This window comes from Amycolatopsis sp. CA-128772, assembly GCF_002904295.1.
GTDB lineage: Bacteria > Actinomycetota > Actinomycetes > Mycobacteriales > Pseudonocardiaceae > Amycolatopsis.
The window spans coordinates 11,724-33,491 of the sequence record NZ_PPHG01000014.1 but is presented as its reverse complement, the minus strand read 5'-3'; the positions used below and the strand labels follow the sequence as shown (position 1 = coordinate 33,491).

The 21,768-nt window shown below is 71.0% G+C and carries 22 protein-coding genes, 1 tRNA gene and 1 pseudogene; 8 read left to right on the top strand and 16 right to left on the bottom strand.

The window, feature by feature from the left end:
• Positions 1–2: 2 nt before the first annotated feature.
• Entirely contained in the window at positions 3–1,217 is a 1,215-nt protein-coding gene (locus C2L59_RS05575) for an IS110 family transposase (protein WP_103348432.1), read from the bottom strand.
• A 229-nt stretch (positions 1,218–1,446) separates the two neighbouring features.
• On the opposite strand from C2L59_RS05575, the gene C2L59_RS05570 reads away from it, so the two are divergent.
• Positions 1,447–2,715 (top strand): aspartate aminotransferase family protein, encoded by a 1,269-nt coding sequence (locus tag C2L59_RS05570; RefSeq protein WP_103348431.1) that lies wholly within the window; start codon positions 1,447–1,449, stop codon positions 2,713–2,715.
• A gap of 54 nt (positions 2,716–2,769) precedes the next feature.
• Here C2L59_RS05570 and C2L59_RS05565 read toward each other — a convergent pair whose 3' ends face one another.
• From C2L59_RS05565 to C2L59_RS05535, 7 genes and pseudogenes are all read right to left on the bottom strand, one after another.
• Positions 2,770–3,186 carry a VOC family protein gene (locus tag C2L59_RS05565; protein WP_103348430.1) on the bottom strand — a complete coding sequence of 139 codons (417 nt, stop codon included), beginning with the start codon at positions 3,184–3,186 and terminating at the stop codon, positions 2,770–2,772.
• Positions 3,186–3,383 carry a hypothetical protein gene (locus tag C2L59_RS05560; protein ID WP_004561810.1) on the bottom strand — a complete coding sequence of 66 codons (198 nt, stop codon included), beginning with the start codon at positions 3,381–3,383 and terminating at the stop codon, positions 3,186–3,188. Before C2L59_RS05560 ends, C2L59_RS05565 begins: the two co-directional genes overlap by 1 nt.
• 133 nt (positions 3,384–3,516) lie before the next feature.
• Complete coding sequence (locus C2L59_RS05555; protein WP_233223301.1) at positions 3,517–4,062, bottom strand: GNAT family N-acetyltransferase; 546 nt, start codon at positions 4,060–4,062, stop codon at positions 3,517–3,519.
• Positions 4,052–4,837 carry an IclR family transcriptional regulator gene (locus C2L59_RS05550; RefSeq protein ID WP_103348591.1) on the bottom strand — a complete coding sequence of 262 codons (786 nt, stop codon included), beginning with the start codon at positions 4,835–4,837 and terminating at the stop codon, positions 4,052–4,054. Before C2L59_RS05550 ends, C2L59_RS05555 begins: the two co-directional genes overlap by 11 nt.
• A gap of 310 nt (positions 4,838–5,147) precedes the next feature.
• Positions 5,148–5,567: pseudogene (locus C2L59_RS48605) on the bottom strand (family 16 glycoside hydrolase); the annotation flags it as partial.
• Positions 5,568–5,754: 187 nt separating this feature from the next.
• Complete coding sequence (locus C2L59_RS05540) at positions 5,755–7,287, bottom strand: PH domain-containing protein (RefSeq protein WP_103348428.1); 1,533 nt, start codon at positions 7,285–7,287, stop codon at positions 5,755–5,757.
• Complete coding sequence (locus C2L59_RS05535; RefSeq protein WP_103348427.1) at positions 7,284–7,793, bottom strand: PH domain-containing protein; 510 nt, start codon at positions 7,791–7,793, stop codon at positions 7,284–7,286. The genes C2L59_RS05540 and C2L59_RS05535 overlap by 4 nt, the downstream gene beginning before the upstream one ends.
• Positions 7,794–7,965: 172 nt before the next feature.
• Here C2L59_RS05535 and C2L59_RS05530 point away from each other — a divergent pair, with 172 nt between their 5' ends.
• Positions 7,966–8,883: a proteasome assembly chaperone family protein gene (locus C2L59_RS05530; protein WP_103348426.1), complete on the top strand. Its 918-nt coding sequence runs from the start codon at positions 7,966–7,968 to the stop codon at positions 8,881–8,883.
• Positions 8,883–9,614, top strand: coding sequence for a class I SAM-dependent methyltransferase (locus C2L59_RS05525; protein ID WP_103348590.1), 732 nt, complete (start codon positions 8,883–8,885; stop codon positions 9,612–9,614). The genes C2L59_RS05530 and C2L59_RS05525 overlap by 1 nt, the downstream gene beginning before the upstream one ends.
• A gap of 4 nt (positions 9,615–9,618) precedes the next feature.
• Here the strand turns inward: C2L59_RS05525 and C2L59_RS05520 are convergent, their stop codons facing one another.
• A complete protein-coding gene (locus C2L59_RS05520; RefSeq protein ID WP_199198928.1) occupies positions 9,619–10,605 on the bottom strand; it encodes an MCE family protein in 987 nt (328 codons plus the stop codon).
• 70 nt (positions 10,606–10,675) lie between these two features.
• Positions 10,676–11,851, bottom strand: a complete 1,176-nt coding sequence (locus tag C2L59_RS05515) for an FAD-dependent monooxygenase (RefSeq protein ID WP_103348425.1) — start codon at positions 11,849–11,851, stop codon at positions 10,676–10,678.
• A gap of 134 nt (positions 11,852–11,985) precedes the next feature.
• On the opposite strand from C2L59_RS05515, the gene C2L59_RS05510 reads away from it, so the two are divergent.
• Complete coding sequence (locus C2L59_RS05510) at positions 11,986–12,636, top strand: TetR family transcriptional regulator C-terminal domain-containing protein (protein ID WP_103348424.1); 651 nt, start codon at positions 11,986–11,988, stop codon at positions 12,634–12,636.
• Here the strand turns inward: C2L59_RS05510 and C2L59_RS05505 are convergent.
• The 3 genes from C2L59_RS05505 to C2L59_RS05495 form a co-directional block, all read right to left on the bottom strand.
• Entirely contained in the window at positions 12,633–12,908 is a 276-nt protein-coding gene (locus tag C2L59_RS05505) for a YggT family protein (RefSeq protein WP_103348423.1), read from the bottom strand. The genes C2L59_RS05510 and C2L59_RS05505 overlap by 4 nt on opposite strands.
• Before the next feature lie 129 nt (positions 12,909–13,037).
• On the bottom strand, positions 13,038–14,198 hold the full coding sequence (locus C2L59_RS05500; RefSeq protein WP_103348422.1) for a right-handed parallel beta-helix repeat-containing protein: 1,161 nt from the start codon (positions 14,196–14,198) through the stop codon (positions 13,038–13,040).
• 435 nt (positions 14,199–14,633) lie between these two features.
• Positions 14,634–14,706: transfer RNA gene (locus tag C2L59_RS05495), tRNA-Arg, on the bottom strand.
• A gap of 151 nt (positions 14,707–14,857) precedes the next feature.
• On the opposite strand from C2L59_RS05495, the gene C2L59_RS05490 reads away from it, so the two are divergent.
• Positions 14,858–15,958, top strand: coding sequence for an epoxide hydrolase family protein (locus tag C2L59_RS05490; protein WP_103348421.1), 1,101 nt, complete (start codon positions 14,858–14,860; stop codon positions 15,956–15,958).
• Here C2L59_RS05490 and C2L59_RS05485 read toward each other — a convergent pair.
• On the bottom strand, positions 15,955–16,809 hold the full coding sequence (locus C2L59_RS05485; RefSeq protein WP_233223287.1) for an SDR family oxidoreductase: 855 nt from the start codon (positions 16,807–16,809) through the stop codon (positions 15,955–15,957). The genes C2L59_RS05490 and C2L59_RS05485 overlap by 4 nt on opposite strands.
• An 83-nt stretch (positions 16,810–16,892) precedes the next feature.
• Here C2L59_RS05485 and C2L59_RS05480 point away from each other — a divergent pair, with 83 nt between their 5' ends.
• Positions 16,893–17,312 carry a MarR family winged helix-turn-helix transcriptional regulator gene (locus C2L59_RS05480; RefSeq protein WP_103348419.1) on the top strand — a complete coding sequence of 140 codons (420 nt, stop codon included), beginning with the start codon at positions 16,893–16,895 and terminating at the stop codon, positions 17,310–17,312.
• Positions 17,313–17,465: 153 nt separating this feature from the next.
• The gene (locus C2L59_RS05475; protein WP_103348418.1) at positions 17,466–18,386 is read left to right on the top strand and encodes a cation diffusion facilitator family transporter; all 921 of its coding nucleotides are present in this window, start codon (positions 17,466–17,468) and stop codon (positions 18,384–18,386) included.
• Between the two features lies 1 nt (position 18,387).
• On the opposite strand, the gene C2L59_RS05470 is transcribed toward C2L59_RS05475, so the two are convergent.
• Entirely contained in the window at positions 18,388–19,104 is a 717-nt protein-coding gene (locus C2L59_RS05470) for a DUF305 domain-containing protein (protein WP_103348417.1), read from the bottom strand.
• Positions 19,101–19,916: a DUF3105 domain-containing protein gene (locus C2L59_RS05465; protein WP_103348416.1), complete on the bottom strand. Its 816-nt coding sequence runs from the start codon at positions 19,914–19,916 to the stop codon at positions 19,101–19,103. Before C2L59_RS05465 ends, C2L59_RS05470 begins: the two co-directional genes overlap by 4 nt.
• 196 nt (positions 19,917–20,112) lie before the next feature.
• Here C2L59_RS05465 and argS point away from each other — a divergent pair, with 196 nt between their 5' ends.
• Complete coding sequence (argS, locus tag C2L59_RS05460) at positions 20,113–21,768, top strand: arginine--tRNA ligase (protein WP_103348415.1); 1,656 nt, start codon at positions 20,113–20,115, stop codon at positions 21,766–21,768.

The following is a 21,768-nucleotide window of genomic DNA, read 5'->3' as shown; positions in this document are numbered from 1 at the left end:
TGTCAAGCGACAGCTGTGGCCGTGACCGGTGGTGAGGGGTGGAACTCGCGGCGGTCGCGCAGCAGCGCCCAGATGACGTCGACCAGGCGGCGGGCCAGGGCGATCAGGGCTTGGGTGTGGCGTTTCCCTTCGCTGCGTTTGCGCAGGTAGAAGGCCCTGGACGGACCGTCGGGGCGTTTGATCGCCGACAGGGCGGCCAGGTAGAACACCCGGCGCAGGCCGCGGTGGTAGCGCTGGGGGCGGTGCAGGTTGCCACGCACCCGTCCGGAGTCACGGGGCACCGGCGCGAGACCGGCGTAGGCGGCCAGATGCCCGGAACTGCGGAACGCCGTTTGCAGGTCGCCGCCGGTGCCGGCCAGCAGCTGGGCCCCGAGGATAGGGCCGAACCCGTCGAGGCTGGTGATGTGCCCGGCGGCTGGGTGCTCGGCGAACCGGTCGGCGAGCTGCTTGCCCAGGTCTTTGATCTCCCGGTCCAAGTCGAGCAGCTGCCGGGCCAGCCGGGCGATCAACGGCGCGGTCACCGATTCGCCCGGCAACGCCACGGTCTGCTCCGCTGCGGCGGCCAGGGCCTTGTCCACCATGGCCGGGATTCCCTTGGTCCAGGCACCATGCTCGGCCAGGTAGGCCGACAGGCCGGCTGCTTCGGCCGCACGGATGCCGTCCGGGGTCTGGAACCCGGTAAGCAGGATCAGCGCGGAGCGGGTGGAGTAGTCGAACGCCCGCTCCAGCGCGGGAAAAATGCTCGCGAGCAGCTCGCGGATCCGGTTGACCCCGCGCACCCAGTCGGCCATCAGGTCTTCCCGGCGCGCGGTGAGTACCTGCAGGTCGGCCACGACCTCCTCGGGGCTGGTGATCGGGGTCAGATCGCTGCGCATCCGGGCGGTTTCGGCGATGGTGCGGGCGTCACGAGCGTCGGTTTTGCCTTCACCGGCGAACGCGCCGGCCATCCGGTTGACCAACCGGCCCGGCACCGACACCACCGGCTGGCCCGTGGCCAGCAGCAACGTGACCAACAGGCTCGCTGCGCCGGAGGTCATGTCCACGGCCCACACCACCTCCGCGGCTTTCGCGGTGGTGCGGGTGATCAGCTGCTCGATCGCGGCTTGGCCGTTGGCGACCTTCCGCGAGAACACGATCTTCCCAGCCGCATCCACCGCGCAGGCGTGATGGAAACCCTTGCCAACATCGATCCCGACCCACACCTTGCCCACGGCCATCCAGCCGGTCCTCCCTGTTCGTGCACGTCAACCCCGTGGACGACCCGCCGGCATCTCCATAAACAGCGACCACAGCGCAGATCTCAATCAGCGGCCAGGGCGTCCAGAACGACAGGGCGGCCACTCCTCAGAAGCCACCATGCAAGGGCAAGGACCGATCAGCCACACCCCATCGCCCTGGGCATCCAGAACAACCCGTCCTGAACACCAACAATCTTATGGAGGACCGATGTCAGGACAGCACGCCCTGTGGCACCCGTTCGCCGACATGGGTGCGGTCGACGGCGACCGGATGGTCATCACCCGCGGCGAGGGCTCGTACGTCTGGGACGACGCGGGCCGCCGGTACTTCGACGCGACCGCGTCGCTCTGGTACGCGAACTTCGGCCACGGACGCCCGGAGATCACCGAAGCCGTCACCAAGCAGCTGCAGACGCTCGACTCGTACAACCTGTTCGGCTACAACGCGAACCAGCCGGCGGTCGAGCTGGCGGACCGCGTCGCCGAGCTGGCGCCGGAACCGGGGTCGAAGGTGTTCTTCGGCTCGGGCGGCGGCGACGTGATCGACACGGCGGTGAAGCTCGCGCGGGCGTACTTCGCGCACACCGGGCGGCCGGAGAAGGTGCACGTGATCGGCCGCGCCCAGGGCTACCACGGCACGCACGGGTTCGGCACGGCCGTCGGTGGCATCCCGGCGAACGCGGCCGGCGTCGGTCCGCAGCCGCCGGAGTTTTCGCACGTCCCGTACGACGACGCGGCGGCGCTGGATGCGGAGATCCAGCGCGTCGGCGCCGAGCGGGTCGCGGCGTTCTTCTGCGAACCGGTGATCGGCGCGGGCGGCGTGCTGCTGCCGCCGGAGGGGTACCTCGAGGAGGTGGCGGCGATCTGCCGCCGGCACGAGGTGCTGTTCGTGGCGGACTGCGTGATCGCGGCGTGGGGCCGGCTCGGCACGTGGTTCGGCATCGATCGCTGGCCGGTGCGCCCGGACATGATCACGACGGCGAAGGGCATCACCGGCGGGACGATCCCGCTCGGGGCGCTGGTCGTGGCCCCGAAGGTGGCGGAACCGTTCTTCACGGGAGCGCCGGGAGCCCCGATCTTCCGCCACGGCGCGACGTACGCGGGCCACCCGGTGGCGTGCGCGGCGGGTTTGGCGACGTTGGACATCTACGAGCGCGACGGGCTGATCCCCCGTGGCCGCGAGCTGGAGAAACCCCTGGCCGACACCGTTTCGGGAGTCAGCGGGCACGAGCTCGTGAAGGAGGTCCGGGCCGGCCTCGGCTTCCTGGCGGCGGTGGAGCTGACGGCGGCGGTCATGGACGCCGACCCGGGAGCGCCGGTGAAGCTGCAGCGCGCCTGCCGGGACGAGGGCGTGATCGTGCGGAACCTGGGCCGCGGCGTGGCGGTGTCACCGCCGTTGGTCGCCGCGGAGCCGGAGCTGGACCTGCTGGCAGCGGCCCTGCCGAGGGCCTTGGACCGCCTGGCGACGCAGGTTTGACGTGGTGAAGAGTTCTCTCCCGCCGGCAGAGACGGGAGAGAACCCTTCCCGAACTCAGGAAACGCAGAACTCGTTGCCCTCCGGATCCGCCATCGTCACCCAGCTGTGCGGCCCCTGCCGTCCCCGCCACAGGTACGTCGCCCCGCGGGACTTGAGCTTCTCCAGCGTCGCCTCGACGTTCTCCGCGCCGACCCACACATCGAGGTGGACGCGGTTCTTGACCGTCTTCGCCTCCGGCACCTCCTGGAACAGGATCCGCCGCGGTGGCCCCTCCGGTGGTGAGTCCGGGTGGCGGATGCCCGCGCCCGTCTTCCACACCAGGGACCCGCGGTACGTCCGGGTCTCCTCTTCCTTCGCGTACCCCTTCGCGATCATCTCCCGGATGAAGTCCTCGTCCGTCGGTTCCACGGACCAGCCGAGCGTCTCGGCCCACCAGTCGGCGAGCACGTGCGGGTCGGCCGAATCCATCACTACCTGGAAGTCATGCGCCATACCGGCACGTTAACGACCGAGTCCGACATTTTTCGCAGCATCGGGTCCTCGGGCACGACCGTGAAGCGCCACTTGTCCACGCCGCCGCCCATGATTTCGGCGTACCGGCGGGCGCCATCGGCGTTGGCGAACCGCACCTGCTGGCCGTTCGTCAGGTGGGTGATCTTGACCGCCACAATAACCTCCCGAAGTTTGTGAGCCGGCCCGCGGAGCTTCCCCCTCCGGGACCGGCAGGCACAGTAGAACACATGTTCGACCACCCGCGCCACTCTCTCCCCCAACTAGGGGAGCACGGGAGGAAACCGCAGGTCAGAGTGGTCGGACCATGGCGACGCGTGGCCACGCGTCCAGGCCGCGAGCGGCCTCGGCGCGGCGGATCGCGCGCAGGCCGGGGCCGATTTCCGGCTCGGGAATGACCCGGAATCGCAGCCTCTCGTAGTACGGCGCGTTCCACGGCACCGCCGCGAACGTCGTCAGCGTCAACGCCGGCAGATCCCGCGCAGCGGCCCACTCGGCGAGCGTCTCGATCAGGGCGCGGCCGAGCCCGTGCCGCGCGTGGGACGGCCGGACCGAGACCTGCTCGATGTGCGCGCACCCGTCGACGACCTCCGCGACGAGATAGGCGACCGGCCGGTCGCCGGAGCCGGCGCTCACCCACGCGCGGCCGGCGGACTGGTACACCGCCAGCTCCGCCACCGAGCCGGGGTCGTCGTCGGCGATCGCGTCCATGCCGACGTCGCGGAAGAGCGCGCCGGCTTCGCGTTCGACGTCGATCAACGCGGGCAGGTCGTCGGGACGCGCGAGCCGGATCACCCGGGCAGTTCTACGCCCCCGCGCGGCTTTCTCACAGCGAATAAGACGAGATCGCGCGCTGGATGCGGGCCGCGTACCCCTGCAGGGTGGTGATCGCCGTGTGCCGGGCCTCCTCGGTGATCCGGGCGGCCGGACCGGCCAGGCTCAGCACCGTGGGCCGCCGTCCGATCGTCTGCACCGGCACCGAACACGCCCAGACGCCCTCGTCGAGTTCACCGGAACTGACCGAATAGCGGTTCTCCAGCGCGTACTTCAGCTCGTCCCGCACCGCCGTGCCGCGCTGTTCGACGATCGACGGCAACCGCCGGTCGCGCTCGATCTCGGGCAGCAGCGCGAGCAGCATCTTGCCGGACGCGCCGACGCCGAGCGGCAGCGAATGCCCGGGCTCGAACGTGAACCGCATGGCGCGGTCGCACTCGACGCGGTCCGCGCACACGGCGGAGTCGCCGAACTGCTGGAACAGCATCACCGTCTCGCCGAGTTCCCGGGCGGCTTCCTCCATCGCCGGTCTCGCCAGCCGCACCATGTCGTTCGCCAGCTGCGCGGCCCGCGCCAGCGGCATCACCTGGCTGGTCAGGTGGTAGTGCCCGGCCCGGCCTTCCTCGAGCAGCTGGAGCTCCTTGAGCAGGGCCACGTAGCGGTAGGTCGTCGCCACCGGGCTGCCGATCGTCGCCGCGAGCTCCGCGACACTGGCCTCCCAGCGGCGCTCCGAAAAGGCCAGCAGCAGCTGGAGGACCTTCCGGGAACTGCTGGCCCCGGGCGTGCGGCGCGGGGAAGTGGTGGCGGAACCGTCGACGGTACTGACGGCAGGCGTCATCATGACCTCTCGGTGAGACAAAAACGACCTTCGCTATCACACGGGGTGAATAAATTAGCACGTAGTGTGAAACGAAAGCCAGGTATTGCCGGCGGCGGTGCTGCGAAAGGACCACCGCCGGCGCACCGGCGGTCACATCGTGAGAAATTCGCCCGGTTTCGTCACCACGGGTGACTCGACGTAGAGCCCGCGGTACTCGTCCTGGATCCCGGAGTTGTGCACCTGCAGTGCCAGCGGGCCCTCCCGCCCGGCCCTCCCGCCCGGCCGTCTTGTCGGTGAACTGCAGCACTTCGACGCCCTTGCACGTGACCGCCGTGCCGGTGAGCGGGCAGCACGCCATCCGCGCGACACCGGTGGCCGCGTCGCCGATCAGCTCGCACTGCGCCCACTTCTCGATGTCGATGGTGGGGTGCGCCGGTTGCCGGAACAGTTTCCCGCCGCCGTTGTCGTGCCCCGGCCGGTAGTCCCAGTGCCCGCCGTTCGGCGGCTGGAACTGGATGGCGCTCAGCGCGTCGCGGATCGGATCGGTGCTGCCCCAGATCAGCACGGTCGGTTTGTGGTTGCCCTTGACCTGCCGGACATTGAATATCCACCGAAACGTGCCGACCTGCTGTTTGTTGTAGTACAACCAGCCGCGCGCGGTGCCGTTGCCGTGGATGACGCCGTTCTTCGCCGACCAGAGACCGGCTTTCGACGACGTCCACGCGCTCAGGTCCGACCCGTCGAACATCGAAACCAGGTGGGGGTCGCCGTAGGGGTTTTCCGCGGCGGTCGCGGCCGGGGCCACGGCTGCCGCCACGACGATCCCGGCGGCCAGCACACCGAAGAGCCTGCGAAACATCCTGCCGTCCTCTCGTCAACGCGGATCGAGGGTTCGGACGGCGGATTTTCACGTCAGGAGCGGCCCGGGTGGAGCGTCAACCGCGGTTCCGGTCACCGGTGAGGAACGGCGTCAGCAGGCCGGGCACGGCCCGGTCCGCGAGCGCCAGGCCGTCGGCCTCGCCGACGTCGAGCACCCGGTACTTGCCCTTGCCCGCGGCGACCGGCGCGATCAGCGTGACCAGGCCGGCCCGGCGCTGGAAGTACGAGCGCTCGACGACGATGCCGGTCAGTCCGTCGCTGCGGACCGCCGCCGTGCCGCGGTCCAGCGAACCCGACCGCGTCACCAGGTAACGGCCGATCAGCGCGTGGCCGAGGCCGCGGTAGCGGTCCCAGCCGACGAGCGCGGCGACCGGCACCAGCACGAGCGCGACCTGCCACGGCCAGTCCGGCAGCGCGCCGAGCCACGCCAGGCCGTAGAGCGCCGCGGCGAGCAGCAGCACCCCGAGGACGGCCCGGGAGAGCCGCCGGTACAGCGCCCGGCGCGGGTGCCGCACCAGCCGGGTCGCCGCCGGGTCCTCGCCGAGCACCTCCGCGACGACTTCGTGCGCGCGTGCCACCGGCGCCGGCGGGAGCAGCAGGCCGCCGCCCTTGTCCGCGCCCTTGCCCTCGCGCAGGCCACCGGCGATGGCGACGCAGCGCGCGCCGCCGGCCAGCCGCAGCGGCAGCGGCTCCCGGATTTCGGCGCCGCGCAGGCGTTCCTCTTCGATCGACACCGACCGCGTGGTGATCAGCCCGCGCCGGATGTGCAGGGTGCCGGCGGGCTCGCGGGTGAGCCGGAAGTTCCAGAACGACAGCACGTACCCGCCGATCGACAGCAGCGAGACGAGCACCAGCAGCCCGGCCGCGGCGAGCACCACGCTCACCCACGCCGGCGTCTCGGCGAAGTGCCCGACGACGGCCTGGACCAGCGAGAACTGGATCGGGTCGAAGTGCAGTTCGTGCGCGAAGTGGTAGACGGTGCCGACGGCCGCACCGACGACGGCCAGCCCCGACAGCGTGAACGGCGCGTACCGCAGCCACCGCTTGTCGACCGCGGCGATCAGCTGTTCCGGCGGCGCGGCGGCGGCCTCCGTCGCGACGGCATCCTTGCGGTGCAGCAGCAGGGTCCGCAGCCGCTGCGCTTCGGCGGTCGTGACGGCGTCGAGGACGAGCTCGTCCTTGTGCCGGCTCCCGCTCGAGTGCCGTCCGGTGCCGATCCGCGCGGCGGCCAGCGAGAACAGCCGGTGCTTCGGTTCGGAGGTGACGTCGACCGTGCGGATCCGGTCGCGGGGGACGGCCCGGTGCTTGCGCTGCAGCAGCCCGGTGCGCCACTCGACCTGCGACTCGGTGATCCGGTAGCGCGAGGTCAGCACGTGCGAGACGCCGGTGAACACCGCGATCGCGGTGAAGGCGAGACCGACCCACTGCCACGGTTCGCCGTGGCCGAACAGCAGCGCGCCCAGCAGCACCGGCAGCGACTTCACCAGGTCCAGCACGGGCCGGATGAGCAGCATGCGCCGGTCGAGGTGGTGCCAGGGCGCGTCCTGCGTACCCTCGGCGGGCGGGGTCACGACGGCTTCGGTGCTCACGTCGCGTCCCCGCGAACCGCCTGGGTCGTCTTCGTCAGCTCGTCGGCCAGGGCGAGCGCGCGGTCGTGGGCCAGGCCCGAGATGCGCAGCGGGCCCGCCGCGGACGCCGTCGTCACGGTGATCTTCGCCAGCCCGAACAGCTGCTCGAAGGGGTCGCGTTCGATGTCGACGGTCTGGATCCGCGACACCGGGGCGATCCGCCACTCCTGCTTCAGCCAGCCGGCCTGGGTGTAGACGGCCTCGCCGGTGACCTCCCAGCGGTGCACGCGGTAGCGCCACTGCGGCATCACGATCAGGTGCAGGGGAGCGAGCACACCGGAGATCACCAGCGTCACGGTCAGGAACGCCGGCGCGTCGTCGCTGGTCACCACGATGAGCGTCTGCACGCCGATCAGGACGATCCAGAGGATCGAGGCGGTCACCGTCCAGTAGCCGATGGCCCGGCGGCTGACCCGGTGCGCCGGCGGCCGCAGCCGCAGCGCCGTGTTCGTGCTGTGTTCGCTCACGCCTCAAGCGTGCCCGATCGGTGTCTTGCGTGCCCACGACACTTGTCACGATGCCGATCCGAACGGGCTTCGAACGCGTGGCGTTACGATCGGCGACACCGTCGGTGGAATGGAATCCCCGCACGCGTGTGTTGTGCTTGACGGAGAGCTGTGCGGAGAGCAGGAGGATCCGGTGGGACTCGATCCCGACGACCTGTACGAGGTGGACTCGGACGTCCCCGACCTGACCGGGGCGGTGCTGCTGTACCACTTCGAGGGGTTCATGGACGCCGGCTCGGCGGGCCGTCTGCTGGCCGAGCACCTGCTGGGCGGGGAGCACCGGGTGGTCGCCCGCTTCGACGTCGACCGGCTCATCGACTACCGCTCGCGGCGGCCGACGATGACCTACGCGGTCGACCACTGGGAGGACTACGACGCGCCCGAGCTGGTCGTGCACCTGCTGCACGACACCGACGGCACGCCGTTCCTGCTGCTGTCCGGCCCCGAGCCGGACCACGACTGGGAGCGGTTCTGCGCGGCGGTCCGGAACCTGGTCGAGCGCTGGGGCGTCCGGCTGACCGCCGGGTTCCACGGCATCCCGATGGGGGCGCCGCACACGCGCCCGCTCGGCGTCACCGCGCACGCCACCCGCAAGGACCTGATCGGCGAAAACCAGCCGCTGCCGAACCGGCTGCAGGTGCCGGGCAGCCTCGCCGCGCTGCTGGAGTACCGGCTCGGCGAGTGGGGCCACGACGCCATGGGCTTCGCCGCGCACGTGCCGCACTACCTCGCGCAGTCGACGTACCCGGCGGCGTCGCTGATCGTGCTCGACGCGCTGAGCCGCGCGACCGGCCTGAGCCTGGCCGAGGGCGAGCTGCGCGCGGCCGCGGAGCTGGCCGACGCCGAGATCAACCGGCAGGTCGCCGAGTCCGACGAGATCGCCGACGTCGTGCGCGCCCTGGAGCGCCAGTACGACACGTTCATCGAGGCATCCGAGCGGGGCAGCCTGCTCGCGGAGTCCGTCGAGCACATGCCGACGGCCGAGGAGCTCGGCTCGCAGTTCGAGCGCTTCCTCGCCGAGCAGAACGGCGGCGACGGTCCCGAACGGTGATAGAGCGCTACGACGAGATCGGCGTCGGCTACGCGCTGGGGCGGCGTACCGACCCGCGCTGGCTCACGGCGGTGCTCGACGCTCTGGGCGACGCCGCGTCCGTGCTCGACGTCGGTTCCGGGACGGGCTCGTACGAGCCGCCCGGCCGGCGGGTCGTCGCGGTGGAGCCGTCGGCGGAGATGATCCGGCAGCGTCCGCGCGGTGCTGCACCGGTCGTGCGCGCGGCTGCGGAAGCCCTGCCGTTCTCCCTATCAGTGTTCGAGGCCGCGCTCGCGGTGCTCACCGTGCACCACTGGGCTGACTGGCGCCGCGGGCTCGCGGAGCTGCGCCGGGTCTCGCGCCGCCAGGTCGTGCTGGCCTACGACACCGCGTTGCACAGCGACTTCTGGTTCGTGCGGGAGTACGTGCCGGAGGTCGCCGCGCTGGAACGGTCCCGTCCTTCCGCACCGGAGATCGCGGAGTACCTCGGCGCGTCTTCGGTGCGCGTGCTGCCGGTGCCGTGGGACTTCACCGACGGCGTCTTCCCGGCGTACTGGCGGCGGCCGGAGGCCTACCTCGACCCCGCCGTGCGCCGGTCGTGTTCGGCGCTCGCGCAGACGGCGCCGGCCGCGGTGGACCGGGGCGTCGCGCGGCTGCGGGCGGACCTGGCGTCCGGCCGCTGGCACGCCGAGCACGCGGAGCTGCTGGACCTGCCGGAGTGGGACGCCGGGTTCCGGCTCATCGTCGCCTGACCCGCTAGCCGTGGCAGCCCTCTTCGTTGAGCGGCCCGAACGAGGGCAGGATCAGCCCGCACAGGTAGCCGTCGACGAACCGGCCGGTGCCGGCGATGTTCGTGCCGAGCCGGACCAGCGGCGCGAACCCGCGGATGCCGGCGGCGAGGGCGTCCTGGTTGCGCTGCAGCATCGACGTCAGGCGGTCGAGCTGGGTGAGCAGCGGGCCGAGCTGCGCGTCACTATCACTGATCAGGCCGGACAGCTCGGTGGCGAGCCGGCGCGAACCGTCGAGCAGCGTGCTGATCGCGGTCTCGCGGTTGCGCACCTCGCCGAGCAGGCGGTTCCCGTCGGTCAGCAGCTGCCGCACGGCGGCGTCGCGGTTAACGAGCGTTTGCGATACGACGCGGGTGTTGCCCAGCAGGGTGGCCAGCTTGCTGTCGCGGGACGCGAGCGTGTCCGACAGCCGGGACAGCCCGGTGAGCGCGGCGCGGACGCTGCGCGGCGTGTTCGCCAACGTCGCCGACAGCGTGTCGAAGCTCTTCGCCAGCTGCCCGGTGTCGATGTGGTCCACAGTGGACGAAAGCCGGCCGAACGCGGCCAGGATGTCGTACGGCACCGTGGTCCGGGACCGCGGGATCGGCGTGCCCGGGTCGAGCGTGCGCGCGCCCTGCGGGTCGAGGGCGAGGTACTGCTGGCCCAGCACGGTCTTCAACCGGATCGACGCGCCCGTCGCGTCACCCAGCCAGGCACCCTTGGCCCGGAACGACACGAGCACGTGGTCGCCGCGCAGCCGCACGTCCGACACGTGGCCGACCTCGACACCGGCGATGCGGACGTCGTTGCCCGCGGCGAGCCCGGCCGCTTCGCTGAATTCCGCCGAGTACGCCGTGCCGTCCCCTATCACTGGTAGGGAACGCGCGTCGAGCGCGGTGATCACGCCCAGCGTGAGCACGGTCAGGCCGGCCAGCGCCGTCCTGACCGGGGCATCGGCGGCCCGGCGTGGTGACATGGCGTCGAGGGTGACGCCGGTGGCGCCGGGCCGCCAGCCGGATCCCCCGATGAGACGAAGATCGGCGGCCTCACGCGGCGGTGAGCGCGGGGTACTCGCGGTACTCGAGCGCGTTGGCCGCGCGGTCGGTCATCCAGGTGAAGATGCTGCCGAACACGCGCGTGCTCAGCATCCGGTAGGCGCGGTTGCGGCTGCGGATCTTCGCGGCCGTGCGCGGCGCGAGGAAGTTGCCGGAGCCCTTGCCGTTCTTCTGCCCGACCGTGGCGGGCTTGCGCAGCCGCTGCTCGTACTTCGCGAACGCCGTGACGTGGTCGCCACCGGCCGCCGCGAGTTCCCCGGCCAGCACCTGCGCGCCCATCATGGCGAGCCCGGTGCCGGACCCGCCGGGGCCGGCGCACCAGGCGGCGTCGCCGAGCAGCACGACCCGGCCTCTCGACCAGTGATCGAGGTGGATCTGGCTGATCGAGTCGACGTACAGGTCGTCGGCCGCCGGGAGCGCGTCGAGCAGCTTCGGCGTCTCCCAGCCGGTGCCGGCGAACAGCTGCGCGAGCAGTGCGCACTGCTCGCCCGGCGTGCGGCGGTGGAACTCGACGCCGTCGGCGGCGAACACCAGGTTGACGTGCAGCCGGTCCGGCAGCCGGTGGCTGCCCACGCTCAGGCCGCGGCCGGGCTCGTTGTACATGATGCTGGTGTGGTTCAGCCCGAGGTGGTTGGGCGCGGTGTAGCCGGCGATGCCGAAACCGAGGTCGCGCCGGAAGTCCTCTTCCGGGCCGAAGGCGGCGGCCCGCACCCCGGAGTGCACGCCGTCGGCCCCGACGACCAGGTCGAACGTCCGCGGCGCCCCGCGCGAGAAGGTGACTTCGACGCCGTGGGCGGTCTCGGTGAGCTTCGTGACGCGGTCGCCGAAGACGTATTCGGTGTGGCCCACGGTGTGCTCGTAGAGGATCCGCGCGAGGTCGCCGCGCAGGATCTCGACCTCCCCGCTCCAGGCCGCGCCGGGCACGGTCAGCGCGGGAGCGCCGTCGAGGCCGAGCACGGTCTGGTCGCCCATCGCCGTCTCGTACCGGCGCACCTCGTCGAGTACGCCCATCGCGGCCAGCAGCTTCACCTGCTCACCGCGGAAGTCGACGGCTTGGCCGCCGGGGCGCGGGGCGGGCGCGGACTCGACGACGGTCACGCGGTAGCCGCCGCGGTGCAGCCAGTGGGCCGCGGACGGGCCGGCGATGCCGGCCCCGGAAACGAGCACGGTCTTGGCGGGCTTCGGGGTTCCTCTCGGGTCGGTGGTGACGACCCGAGACTGCGCACGGCCGCTGACGGTCCCCGCACCATCCGCTGACGGTTCGCCCGGTGCGGTGCGGTTGCAGTCGCTAACATGACGCGGTGGACCGCTCCGCCGAAGGCCGGATCCAGGAGGGCGGCGAGGAGATCGCCGAGGCTCGCATCCTGGCGGCCGCTGCGCAGCTCATCGCCGAGGAGGGCTTCGGCAGGCTGAAGATCGGCGGCGTCTGCGCCCGGTCGGGCTACGCGCGGTCCGTCATCTTCCAGCACTTCGGCGACAAGGACGGGCTCGGGCGGCGGCTGGTCGAGCACGCCGTCGAGGAGTTCACGAACGTTTACAGCGAGGCTGTCGCGGCCCGGACCGGGGCGGCCACCGCGACGCCGATGGACATGCTGCGCGCGCTGCTCGACATCATCTTCGAGCTGATCCGCACGATGCCCACCCTCAACCAGGCGTTCCTGGTCCTGTGGGGCGACGCCGCGGCCGAGTACTCGGGCCTGCGCGGCGCGCTGACCGAGGCCGACCGCCGGTTCCGGTTCGCCATCGCGCAGACCGTGGCCAGCGGGGTCGCGGACGGGTCCATCAGCGGGGTCCACGACCCCGACTCGTACGCCTCGGCGTTGCTCGCCCAGCTGCGCGGGATCTCGATGCAGGCCCTCATCGACCCCGACGGCGTCGACCTGCGGGGCCTGCGCGCCGAGCTGGAACGCGGCGTCGACCGGCTGTCCGCGAGCTTCCGCGGCGCCCGCTAAAGGGCGTAGACGATGCTTCGCAGCACGATCACGCCGATGAACACCAGCGTGAAGGCGAGGTCGAGCGAAAGGCCGCCGATCCGCACCGGCCGCACCACGCGCCGGACCGGCCCGATCACCGGCTCGGTCGCCGCGTAGGCCAGGCCACGGGCCCGGCGCGCCCACGGCGGGGTGTCGGTCACCATCCCGACCCAGTCCAGCACCATCCGCGCGACCAGCACCAGCAGGTACAGGCTCAGCACGAACCCGAGCAGCGTCCCTAGCGCACCCATGGTCCCTCCGTTCTCCCTACCCCGAGAACGCGCGGGTGGCGCGGGAAGTGCCGGATCTGTCCGGTTCACAGCATTTCAACAGGTTCACCGCGGGGTGCGTGAGCCGGCCGGCCCACGCACCCCGCCGGCTCAGCCGAAGGTGACCACGAGGCGGCCGTCGGAGGCGAAGGACCACTTCATCGTTCCGGCGTACGCCGCGCACCGGGAGCCGTTCTTGCCGGTCCAGAACTGGTCGGAGCTGTCGACGCTGCCGACGGTCTTGTCGTTCGACCCGCCGCCGGCGAAGCGGCACGACGTGTCGTTGCGGAACACCGACGTCCCGGTGTCGAACGAGAAGTTGCGTTCGGTGTTGTCGATGCCGACGTTGTCGGAAACGGTGATCGTCCCGGGGTTGCTGTTGTAGGTGAACCCGTGGTGGCCGTTGCGGTAGGCGATGTCGCGCCGGACGATGTGGTTCACCGCGATCTTGTCGCCGCCGAGCTTGTAGCCGTTGCGGTCGCCGTTCTTGTTGACGGTCCCGTTGCTGAGGGTGCCGTTGGCGTAGGCGAGGGAGTCCTCGATGGTCACCGGGCCGATCGGGCCGGTGTCGGTCTTGGTGTAGAGGTCCCAGCCGTCGTCGATGTTGTTGTGGGAGACGTCGTAGCGGAAGACGTTGCCGGGGCCGGCGGTCAGTTTCGCGGCGAACCCGTCGGCGTCTTCGCCGTCGGAGTCGGCGTTGTCGTGCGATTCGGAGCTGACGACGAGGTTGTTCGACGGCCACTGGTCCTTCGGCGTGCTCGACGCGATCCGCGAGATCTGCAGGCCGGAATCGTGGTTGAAGCGGGTCACCACGCGCTCGATGACGTTGTTGCTGCCGCCGACGAAGATCCCGTTGTCCCCGGCGCGTTCGACGACGATGCCGGCGACGCGCCAGTACGACCCGTTGAGGGCGAGACCGCGGTTGGCCGGATCCTCCTTCATGGCCGAGAAGTTCAGCACGGGCGTTTCGCCGGGGTAGGCCGACAGCGTCTTGCGGGCGCCGGACGTGCCGCTGTTGGCGGGCGCGATGGTGACCGTCTGGGCGTAGGAGTAGGTGCCGCCGCGCAGGGAAATGGTGTCACCGGCGGTGATCCGGCCGAGGGCCGAGGTCAGGGTGGTGGGATCCGCCTGCGTGCCGGCGGCGGAGTCCTTCCCGTTGGGTGCCACGTACAGCGTGGTGGCGGCGGCCGTGGCCGGCGGTGCCAAAGCGGCCACCGTGACCAGTGCGGCAGCGACTGTAAGCGCTTTCTTGATGGTTGCGGACGAACTCATGCGCGCCTCCTTGCGGGCAAGAATCGACACCGAATCCGAGAGCGCTCCCAGCGTTGGCGGGGAACGGGATTTTCGGTGAGGCGACGGTAGCACCGGCCGCGCCGCGCGCGAGTGGGCCAAGCGGGTCGTCTGTACTGAAAACGCTTTCAAGCCACCGCGGTTCCGCCTCCCGAACGCGTTCGTACCCGCCGGAGACGGCCACGTCGGCCTGGCGTCGTTCGTGCTGCGCGGTTTCGAGCCGGGCGCCCAGGTGGCGGCCGCGGTTGGGCGGGTGGTCGGGAATCGGGCCCGTACCGCATCCAGGCGGGGACCGTCGTCGTGCTCACGGAGGGCCCCGGGGCGGTGGGGTACTTCCACGTCGAGCGGATCGAGTGAGCCCCGGACGCAAATCGGCCCCCACCGCGTTTCCGCCGGCAGGGGCCGTTGCTTGCTGAGTGCCCTCGGCAGGATTCGAACCTGCGACACCTGCCTCCGGAGGGCAGTGCTCTATCCCCTGAGCTACGAGGGCCCATCGCTGGGCGACTCCGAAAGCTTAGCGCATGCCCCGCGACCCCCGTGCCGCAGGTGGGCCGATGGGTGATTCCGCTGGTCACGGGCGTGGATGTTGATCGGTTCGGGCGGGCGTCGCTAGCGTGGGAAGCCCACCTGAAGGAGCCGACATGGCCGAGCCGTTCCAGGTAGTGCTCGATGAGGGCGAGGTCGCCGATCTGCGGGAACGGTTGCGGCGGACCCGGTGGCCCGAGGCCGAGACCGTCGACGACTGGTCGCAGGGGGTTCCGCTCGCCTACGTGCGCGAGCTCTGCCGGGACTGGGGTGAGGAGTACGACTTCGGGTTCGCCGGGCGGCTCAACGCGTTCCCGCAGTTCCGGGCCACCGTCGACGGGGTGGGGCTGCACTTCCTGCACGTCCGGTCGCCGGTGGCCGGGGCGCTGCCGCTCGTGCTCACCCACGGGTGGCCCGGGTCCGTGCTCGAGTTCCTCGACGTCATCGGGCCGCTCACCGATCCCGAGCGCTACGGCGGCGATCGGGCCGATGCCTTCCACGTCGTCGCGCCGTCCCTGCCCGGGTTCGGGTGGAGCGACAAGCCCGCCGTGAAGATCCGGCGGGTGGCCGAACTGTGGGACCGGCTGATGACCTCGCTCGGCTACGACCGCTACGGCGCCCAGGGCGGCGACTGGGGCGCCGCCGTCACGAACGCGCTCGCGCAGTCCGGGCGGACGGTCGGCGTGCACGTCAACTTCGCGCCCGTACGGATGGACACCGCCGATCCGACGCCGGAGGAGCGTCAGGCCCTCGCCGACCTCCAGGAGTTCCGGCGGACCGGTAGCGGCTACTCCGCCCAGCAAGGCACCCGGCCGCAGACGCTCGGCTACGGCCTGACCGATTCGCCGGCCGGCCAGGCCGCGTGGATCGCCGAGAAGTTCTGGGCCTGGACTGACCACAAGGGTCACCCCGAGGACGCCGTCGACCGGCAGCGCATCCTGGACGCCGTTTCCGTCTACTGGTTCACCGCGACGGCGGCGTCGTCCGCACGGATGTACTGGAAAAACAACGATCGCGACCTGTCCACTGTGGATGTTCCGGCCGGGATTTCGGTGTTTCCTCGCGAGATCGTCCGGCCGTCGCGGCGGCAGGCCGAGCAGCGCTACACCGACCTGCGCTGGTTCGAGGAGCTGCCCGTCGGCGGGCACTTCGCCGCGCTCGAACAGCCCGAGTTGTTCGTCGGCCAGGTCCGCGGGTTCTTCCGGCTCGTGCGTTAGGCGAGCCAGCCGCCGGTCAGCCGCTGGACGGCCGAACCGTCCAGGTCGGCGAACTTGACCGCCGCGAACTCCTCGGCCTGCTTCGACGTCTGGATGCGGAACGCGGGCGCGTCCGCCGTCATCGCGCCGAGGATCACCTCGGCGACCTCGTCGGCGCTCTGCGCGCTCCGGAACGACTGCGTGACGCTCGCGATGTACTTCTGCAGCGAGCCGGCGTACGGGCCCGCCTCGGCGAAGAGCCGCTCGTCGACGCCGACGTTGGTGACGAACTCGGTCGCGACCGCGCCCGGCTCGACGACGCACACCGTGACGCCCTGCGCCGCGGCGACCGGCGCCAGAGACTCCATCAGGCCCTCGACGGCGAACTTCGCCGCGCAGTACGCCTCGTTGAAGGGCTGACCGACCACGCCGCCGACGCTGGTCACCGTGATCAGGCGGCCGCCGCTCGCGCGCAGTGCCGGCAGCGCGGCCTTGGTCGCTTCGGCGACGCCGAAGAAGTTGACCTCCATGGTCCGCCGCAGGGCCGAGAGCGGCTCTTGCTCCAGGGTGCCGACGTGGCCGGCGCCGGCGTTGTTGACCAGGACGTCGAGCCGGCCGTAGTCGGCGAGTACGCCTTCGAACGCCGCGGCGACGGACTGTGCGTCGGTGACGTCGAGCGGGCGCACGTCCAGTTCGACGCCCGCGTCGGCCGCAGCGTCGCGCAGCCGGCCGGCGCGCGCGGTGTCGCGGAGGGTGGCGACGGTGCGGAAGCCGCGCCGGGCCGCCAGCACCGCGGTGGCGAGGCCGATCCCGGTGGACGTGCCGGTGATCAGGGCGACGCGGTCGTTGCTCATCGGAAATACCTGCTTCATGCGGATGATGGTTAACGTAGTGAACTAAAATCACTATAGGTATGGATGGTTCATGTAGTCAACTATTTCCCTATCATCGGTAGATGAGCGCAGACCCGATCACCGACGACGTCGTCGCCCTGCTCGCGCGGATCGTCGACCGGTTCACCGAATCGTATGAGGCCGCGGCGGCGTCGCAGGGGCTGACGACGGTGCAGGCCAAGGTGCTCGCCGCGCTGCGGGAACCGCTGCCGATGCACCGCATCGCGGACAGGCTGAAGTCCGAGCGGTCGAACGTGACCGGCATCATCGACCGGCTCGAAGCGCGCGGCCTGGTGGAGCGGCGGCCGGACGAGCGCGACCGGCGCATCAAGAACATCGTCGCCACGCCGGCGGGTGCGGTCCTCGCCCGGGACTTCCGGCGCTCGCTCGGCTTCGCCGCGGAACCGCTGGCCGCGCTGGCTCCGGAGGACCGTGTCCGATTGCGCGCGCTGCTGCAGCGGATGGTCGACGCCGAAGCGTGACGAGTCCGCAGCGTGGGAAACCCCGCCTGGTGGATTGGGTGGCCTCGCCGTGCGCGGTAGCTTGCGGATGGGTGAACTTAGGCTGCCCTCTGTTGCACATATGCGCATCCGACTATATGTTTGGCCGGACGGTGAACCGGGAACGGAGGCGGAATGGGGCACGGACACGGCCACGGGCACGCGATCGAGCCGGCGAGTGCGTCGGGCCGGTACGTGCGGAGCCTGGCCATCGCCCTCGGCGTCGGCGCCGGCTTCATGGTGCTCGAGTTCGTCGTCGGCTTCGCGACCGGCTCGCTGGCCCTCATCTCCGACGCGGCGCACATGTTCACCGACGTCCTCGGGGTCGGCATGGCGCTGGCCGCGATCATCCTGGCCCGGCGCTCCGGCCCCACGGTCAGCCGCACCTTCGGGCTCTACCGCGCGGAGGTGCTGGCCGCGCTCGGCAACGCGATCCTGCTGTTCGGCGTGGCGGGCTACGTCCTCGTCGAGGCGATCGGCCGGATCAGCGACCCGCCCGCGGTCCCGGGCCTCCCGGTGCTGCTGGCCGCGGCGGCGGGCCTGGTGGCCAACCTCGTGTCGTTCGGGGTGCTGCGGTCCGGCGCGAAGGAGAGCCTCAACGTCCGCGGCGCGTACCTCGAGGTGGTGGCCGACCTGATCGGCTCGGTCGGCGTGCTGGTCAGCGGCGCGGTGACGCTGCTGACGGGCTGGCGCTACGCCGACCCGATCATCGGTGTCGCGATCGGGCTGTTCGTGCTGCCGCGCACCTGGGTGCTGGCCCGGCGCGCACTGCGCATCCTCTTCCAGCACGCGCCGCAGGGCGTCGACGTCGGCGCGATCAACGCGGAGCTGGCCGCCCTCCCGGGCGTGGCGGACGTGCACGACCTGCACGTCTGGACGCTGACGTCTGGCATGGAGGTGGCTTCGGCGCACCTGACGCTGGCGCCGCCGGCGAAGCAGTCGGACGTGCTGACCGAGGCGCAGAACCTGCTGTCTTCGCGGTACGCCATCGAGCACGCGACGCTGCAGGTCGAGGCGCCGCAGTGTGCGCGACGCTGTCAGGAACTCAGCTGGTAGTTCAGGCGGGCAGCGGCTGGGCGCCCCGGCCCGAAAGCATCAGCTTGATCTGATCCATCTCCGCGCCCTGCGACGCCAGGATGCTGTTCACCAGCGCCTTCAACGCCGGCAGCGTCGAATGCGCCGCCGCGTACTGGGCCATCGACGTCCCGCCCTGGTGGTGGCGGAGCATCAGCTGCAGGTAGAACACGTCGAACGGGCGGCCCGACAGCGACCGCAGCTTGGACAGCTCCTCGTCGGTCGCCATGCCCGGCATCAGCGGGCCGCCGGCCGGGTTGATCGACGAAGGGGCCATCGACATGCCGTCGTGGCCCTGCATCGGCTCCGTCATCCACTGCATCGGGGCGCCGATCGGCTGCTCGGGCCGGTCCCACAGCATGAGCCAGCCCTTCATCCGGCCGACCTGTTCGAGCTGCGTGCGCTCGATGTCGAACGACAGCTGCTTGATCTCCGGGTCGGTCGTGCGGTCGCGGGCGATGCCCGCCATCGTCACCGCCTGGAGGTGGTGCGTCGACATGTCCTGGGCGAAGCCGACCTCGACCGACCCGGCCGCCGGCACCGCGGCCGCCGGGTCGTCGTCGATGGCCCGGGTGAGGAACATCCCGGCCGTCGCGCCGATGAGCAGGACCGCGAGCAGCGTCCCGCCGATGATCACCCAGCGGGACCAGGTCGGCTGCTCGGGGCCCTCTTCGGTGTCGAGGCCGGCTTCGGTGGTCACTTCTTCGTCGGCGTGGGGGAGGCGGCGGCGGAGGACGCCGGAGCCGACGACGCCGGCATGCCGTTCTCACCCTGCGCGGACGTGCTGCCCTTGTAGTCCATCGGCTTCGCGTCCGGGCCCGGCTTCGACGGGTCGAACGGCGGCGGGTTGTCCGGGTCGAACTGGCCCGGGACCGCGTCGCAGGACGCGCCGACCTCGGGGTAGACGCCGTTCGGGTTGCTCCGCAGCGCCGCGATGAACTCGTCGATCCGCGGGTCGCCGGCGTCGTCCAGCTTCAGCTGGTGGCCCCACGACTGCAGCGAGATTGGCTTGTCCAAGCCCGGGTAGGGCGACAGCATCGTGTACGGCTTGCCCTTGGCGCGCACGCTCAGCAGGTTGAGCGCGTCACCCGAGACCTGCTGCGGGTTGTAGGCGATCCACACGGCGCCGTGCTCGAGCGCGTGCACCATGTTCTCGGTGCGGACGGCGGCCGGGTACACGGTGCCGGTGCAGGTGGCCCACGTCTGGTCGTGCGGCCCGCCGAACGGCGGGGTCTTGTCGTAGGCGACGCGCTCGGTCGGGAGCACGTGGACGCTGCCGGTGTAGGTCGCGGTCACCACGCCCGGGATGCGCTTCGAGGGGTCCGGGTCCGACGCGGTCGGCGCGAACGAAGCGGCGGCGGCCTCGCGGTTTTCCTGCTCACGCTTCGGCGCGGACTGCACCATGTAGTAGACGATCACCGACGCGGCCAGCGCCACGACGGCGATGACGGCGATGATCGTGCCCCACGGCGTCCCCTTCTTGCTCACCACGGAACCGCGGGCCGCCTTCACCGCCGACCCCTTTTTCCGAGTTGTCCCGTTCGCCATGGCTCCCGCGTTCTCCCTCTGGTGGCTGCGGACGGATTCCCGCCCGGGCCAGTGTAGAGACCAGCCGTCTGATCACGGTTAACACCTCACGTGGAAGCCCACCGTGACGTGGCCGAGACCGATGAACGCCCCCGACCAGGGCACACCTAGAATTCGGCAAGTGACTCCCGCCGCTCTCGCCGACCTGGTCCGCAGCTCCGCCGTGCAGGTGCTCGCCGCACGCGGCATCGACGACGCCGTGCTGCCGGAGCAGGTGACCATCGAACGCCCGCGCAACCCCGACCACGGCGACTACGCGACGAACCTGGCCCTGCAGGTCGCCAAGAAGGCGGGCCTCAAGCCGCGCGACTTCGCCGAAGCGCTCGCCGAGGCGGTCTCGGCGGACGACGGCGTCGCCTCGGCCGAGGTCGCCGGCCCCGGCTTCCTCAACTTCCGGCTCGCCGCGGCCGCCCAGGGCGACATCGTGCGCCAGGTGCTCGACGCCGGCGCCGCGTACGGCCGCGGCGACGCGCTGGCCGGCACCCGGATCAACCTCGAGTTCGTCTCGGCGAACCCGACCGGCCCGATCCACCTCGGCGGCACCCGCTGGGCCGCGGTCGGCGACGCGCTGGGCCGCGTGCTGGCCGCGCAGGGCGCCGATGTCACCCGCGAGTACTACTTCAACGACGCCGGCGCCCAGATCGACCGGTTCGTCCGGTCGCTGATCGCCGCCGCGAAGGGCGAGCCCGCGCCGGAGGACGGCTACGCGGGCGGCTACATCAACGACATCGCCGCCGAGGTCATCAAGGCCGAGCCGAGCGCGCTGTCGCTGCCCGAGGCCGAGCGGCACGAGACCTTCCGCCGGATCGGCATCGAGCTGATGTTCACCGAGATCCGGCAGAGCCTGCACGAGTTCGGCACCGACTTCGACGTCTACTTCCACGAGAACTCGCTGCACGAGTCCGGCGCGGTCGGCGCGGCCGTGCAGGAGCTGAAGGACTCCGGGAACCTCTACTTCGAAGACGGCGCCTGGTGGCTGAAGTCGAAGGAGTACGGCGACGACAAGGACCGCGTCGTCATCAAGCAGGACGGCAACCCGGCCTACATCGCCGGCGACCTGGCCTACTTCAAGGACAAGCGCAACCGCGGCTTCGACCTGTGCATCTACATGCTCGGCGCGGACCACCACGGCTACATCGCCCGGCTCAAGGCCGCGGCCGCCGCGTTCGGCGACGACCCGGCCACGGTCGAGGTGCTGATCGGCCAGATGGTCAACCTGGTCAGCGACGGCAAGCCGGTCCGGATGTCCAAGCGCGCCGGCACCGTGATCACCATGGAGGACCTCGTCGAGGCGGTCGGCGTCGACCCGGCCCGCTACGAGCTGATCCGCTACTCCGTCGACTCCACTTTGGACGTCGACCTGGACCTGCTGCGCAAGCACTCCAACGACAACCCCGTCTACTACGTCCAGTACGCGCACGCGCGGCTGGCGTCCCTGCAGCGCAACGCGGCCGACCTCGGCATCAAGTCCACTTCGGACGTCGATTTCGGACTCTTGACGCTCCCCGCCGAGGGCGACCTGATCCGCACCATCGGCGAGTTCCCGGAAACCGTGCGCCGCGCCGCCGAAATGCGGGAGCCGCACCGGATCGCGCGCTACCTCGAAGAACTCGCGGGCGCCTACCACAAGTTCTACACCGTGGGCCGCGTGCTGCCCATGGGCGACGAAGAGGCGACCCCTCTGACGCACGCCCGGCTCGCGCTGTGCGAGGCCGCCCGCCAGGTCCTGGCGAACGGCCTCGCCCTCCTCGGTGTCTCCGCTCCGGAACGGATGTAA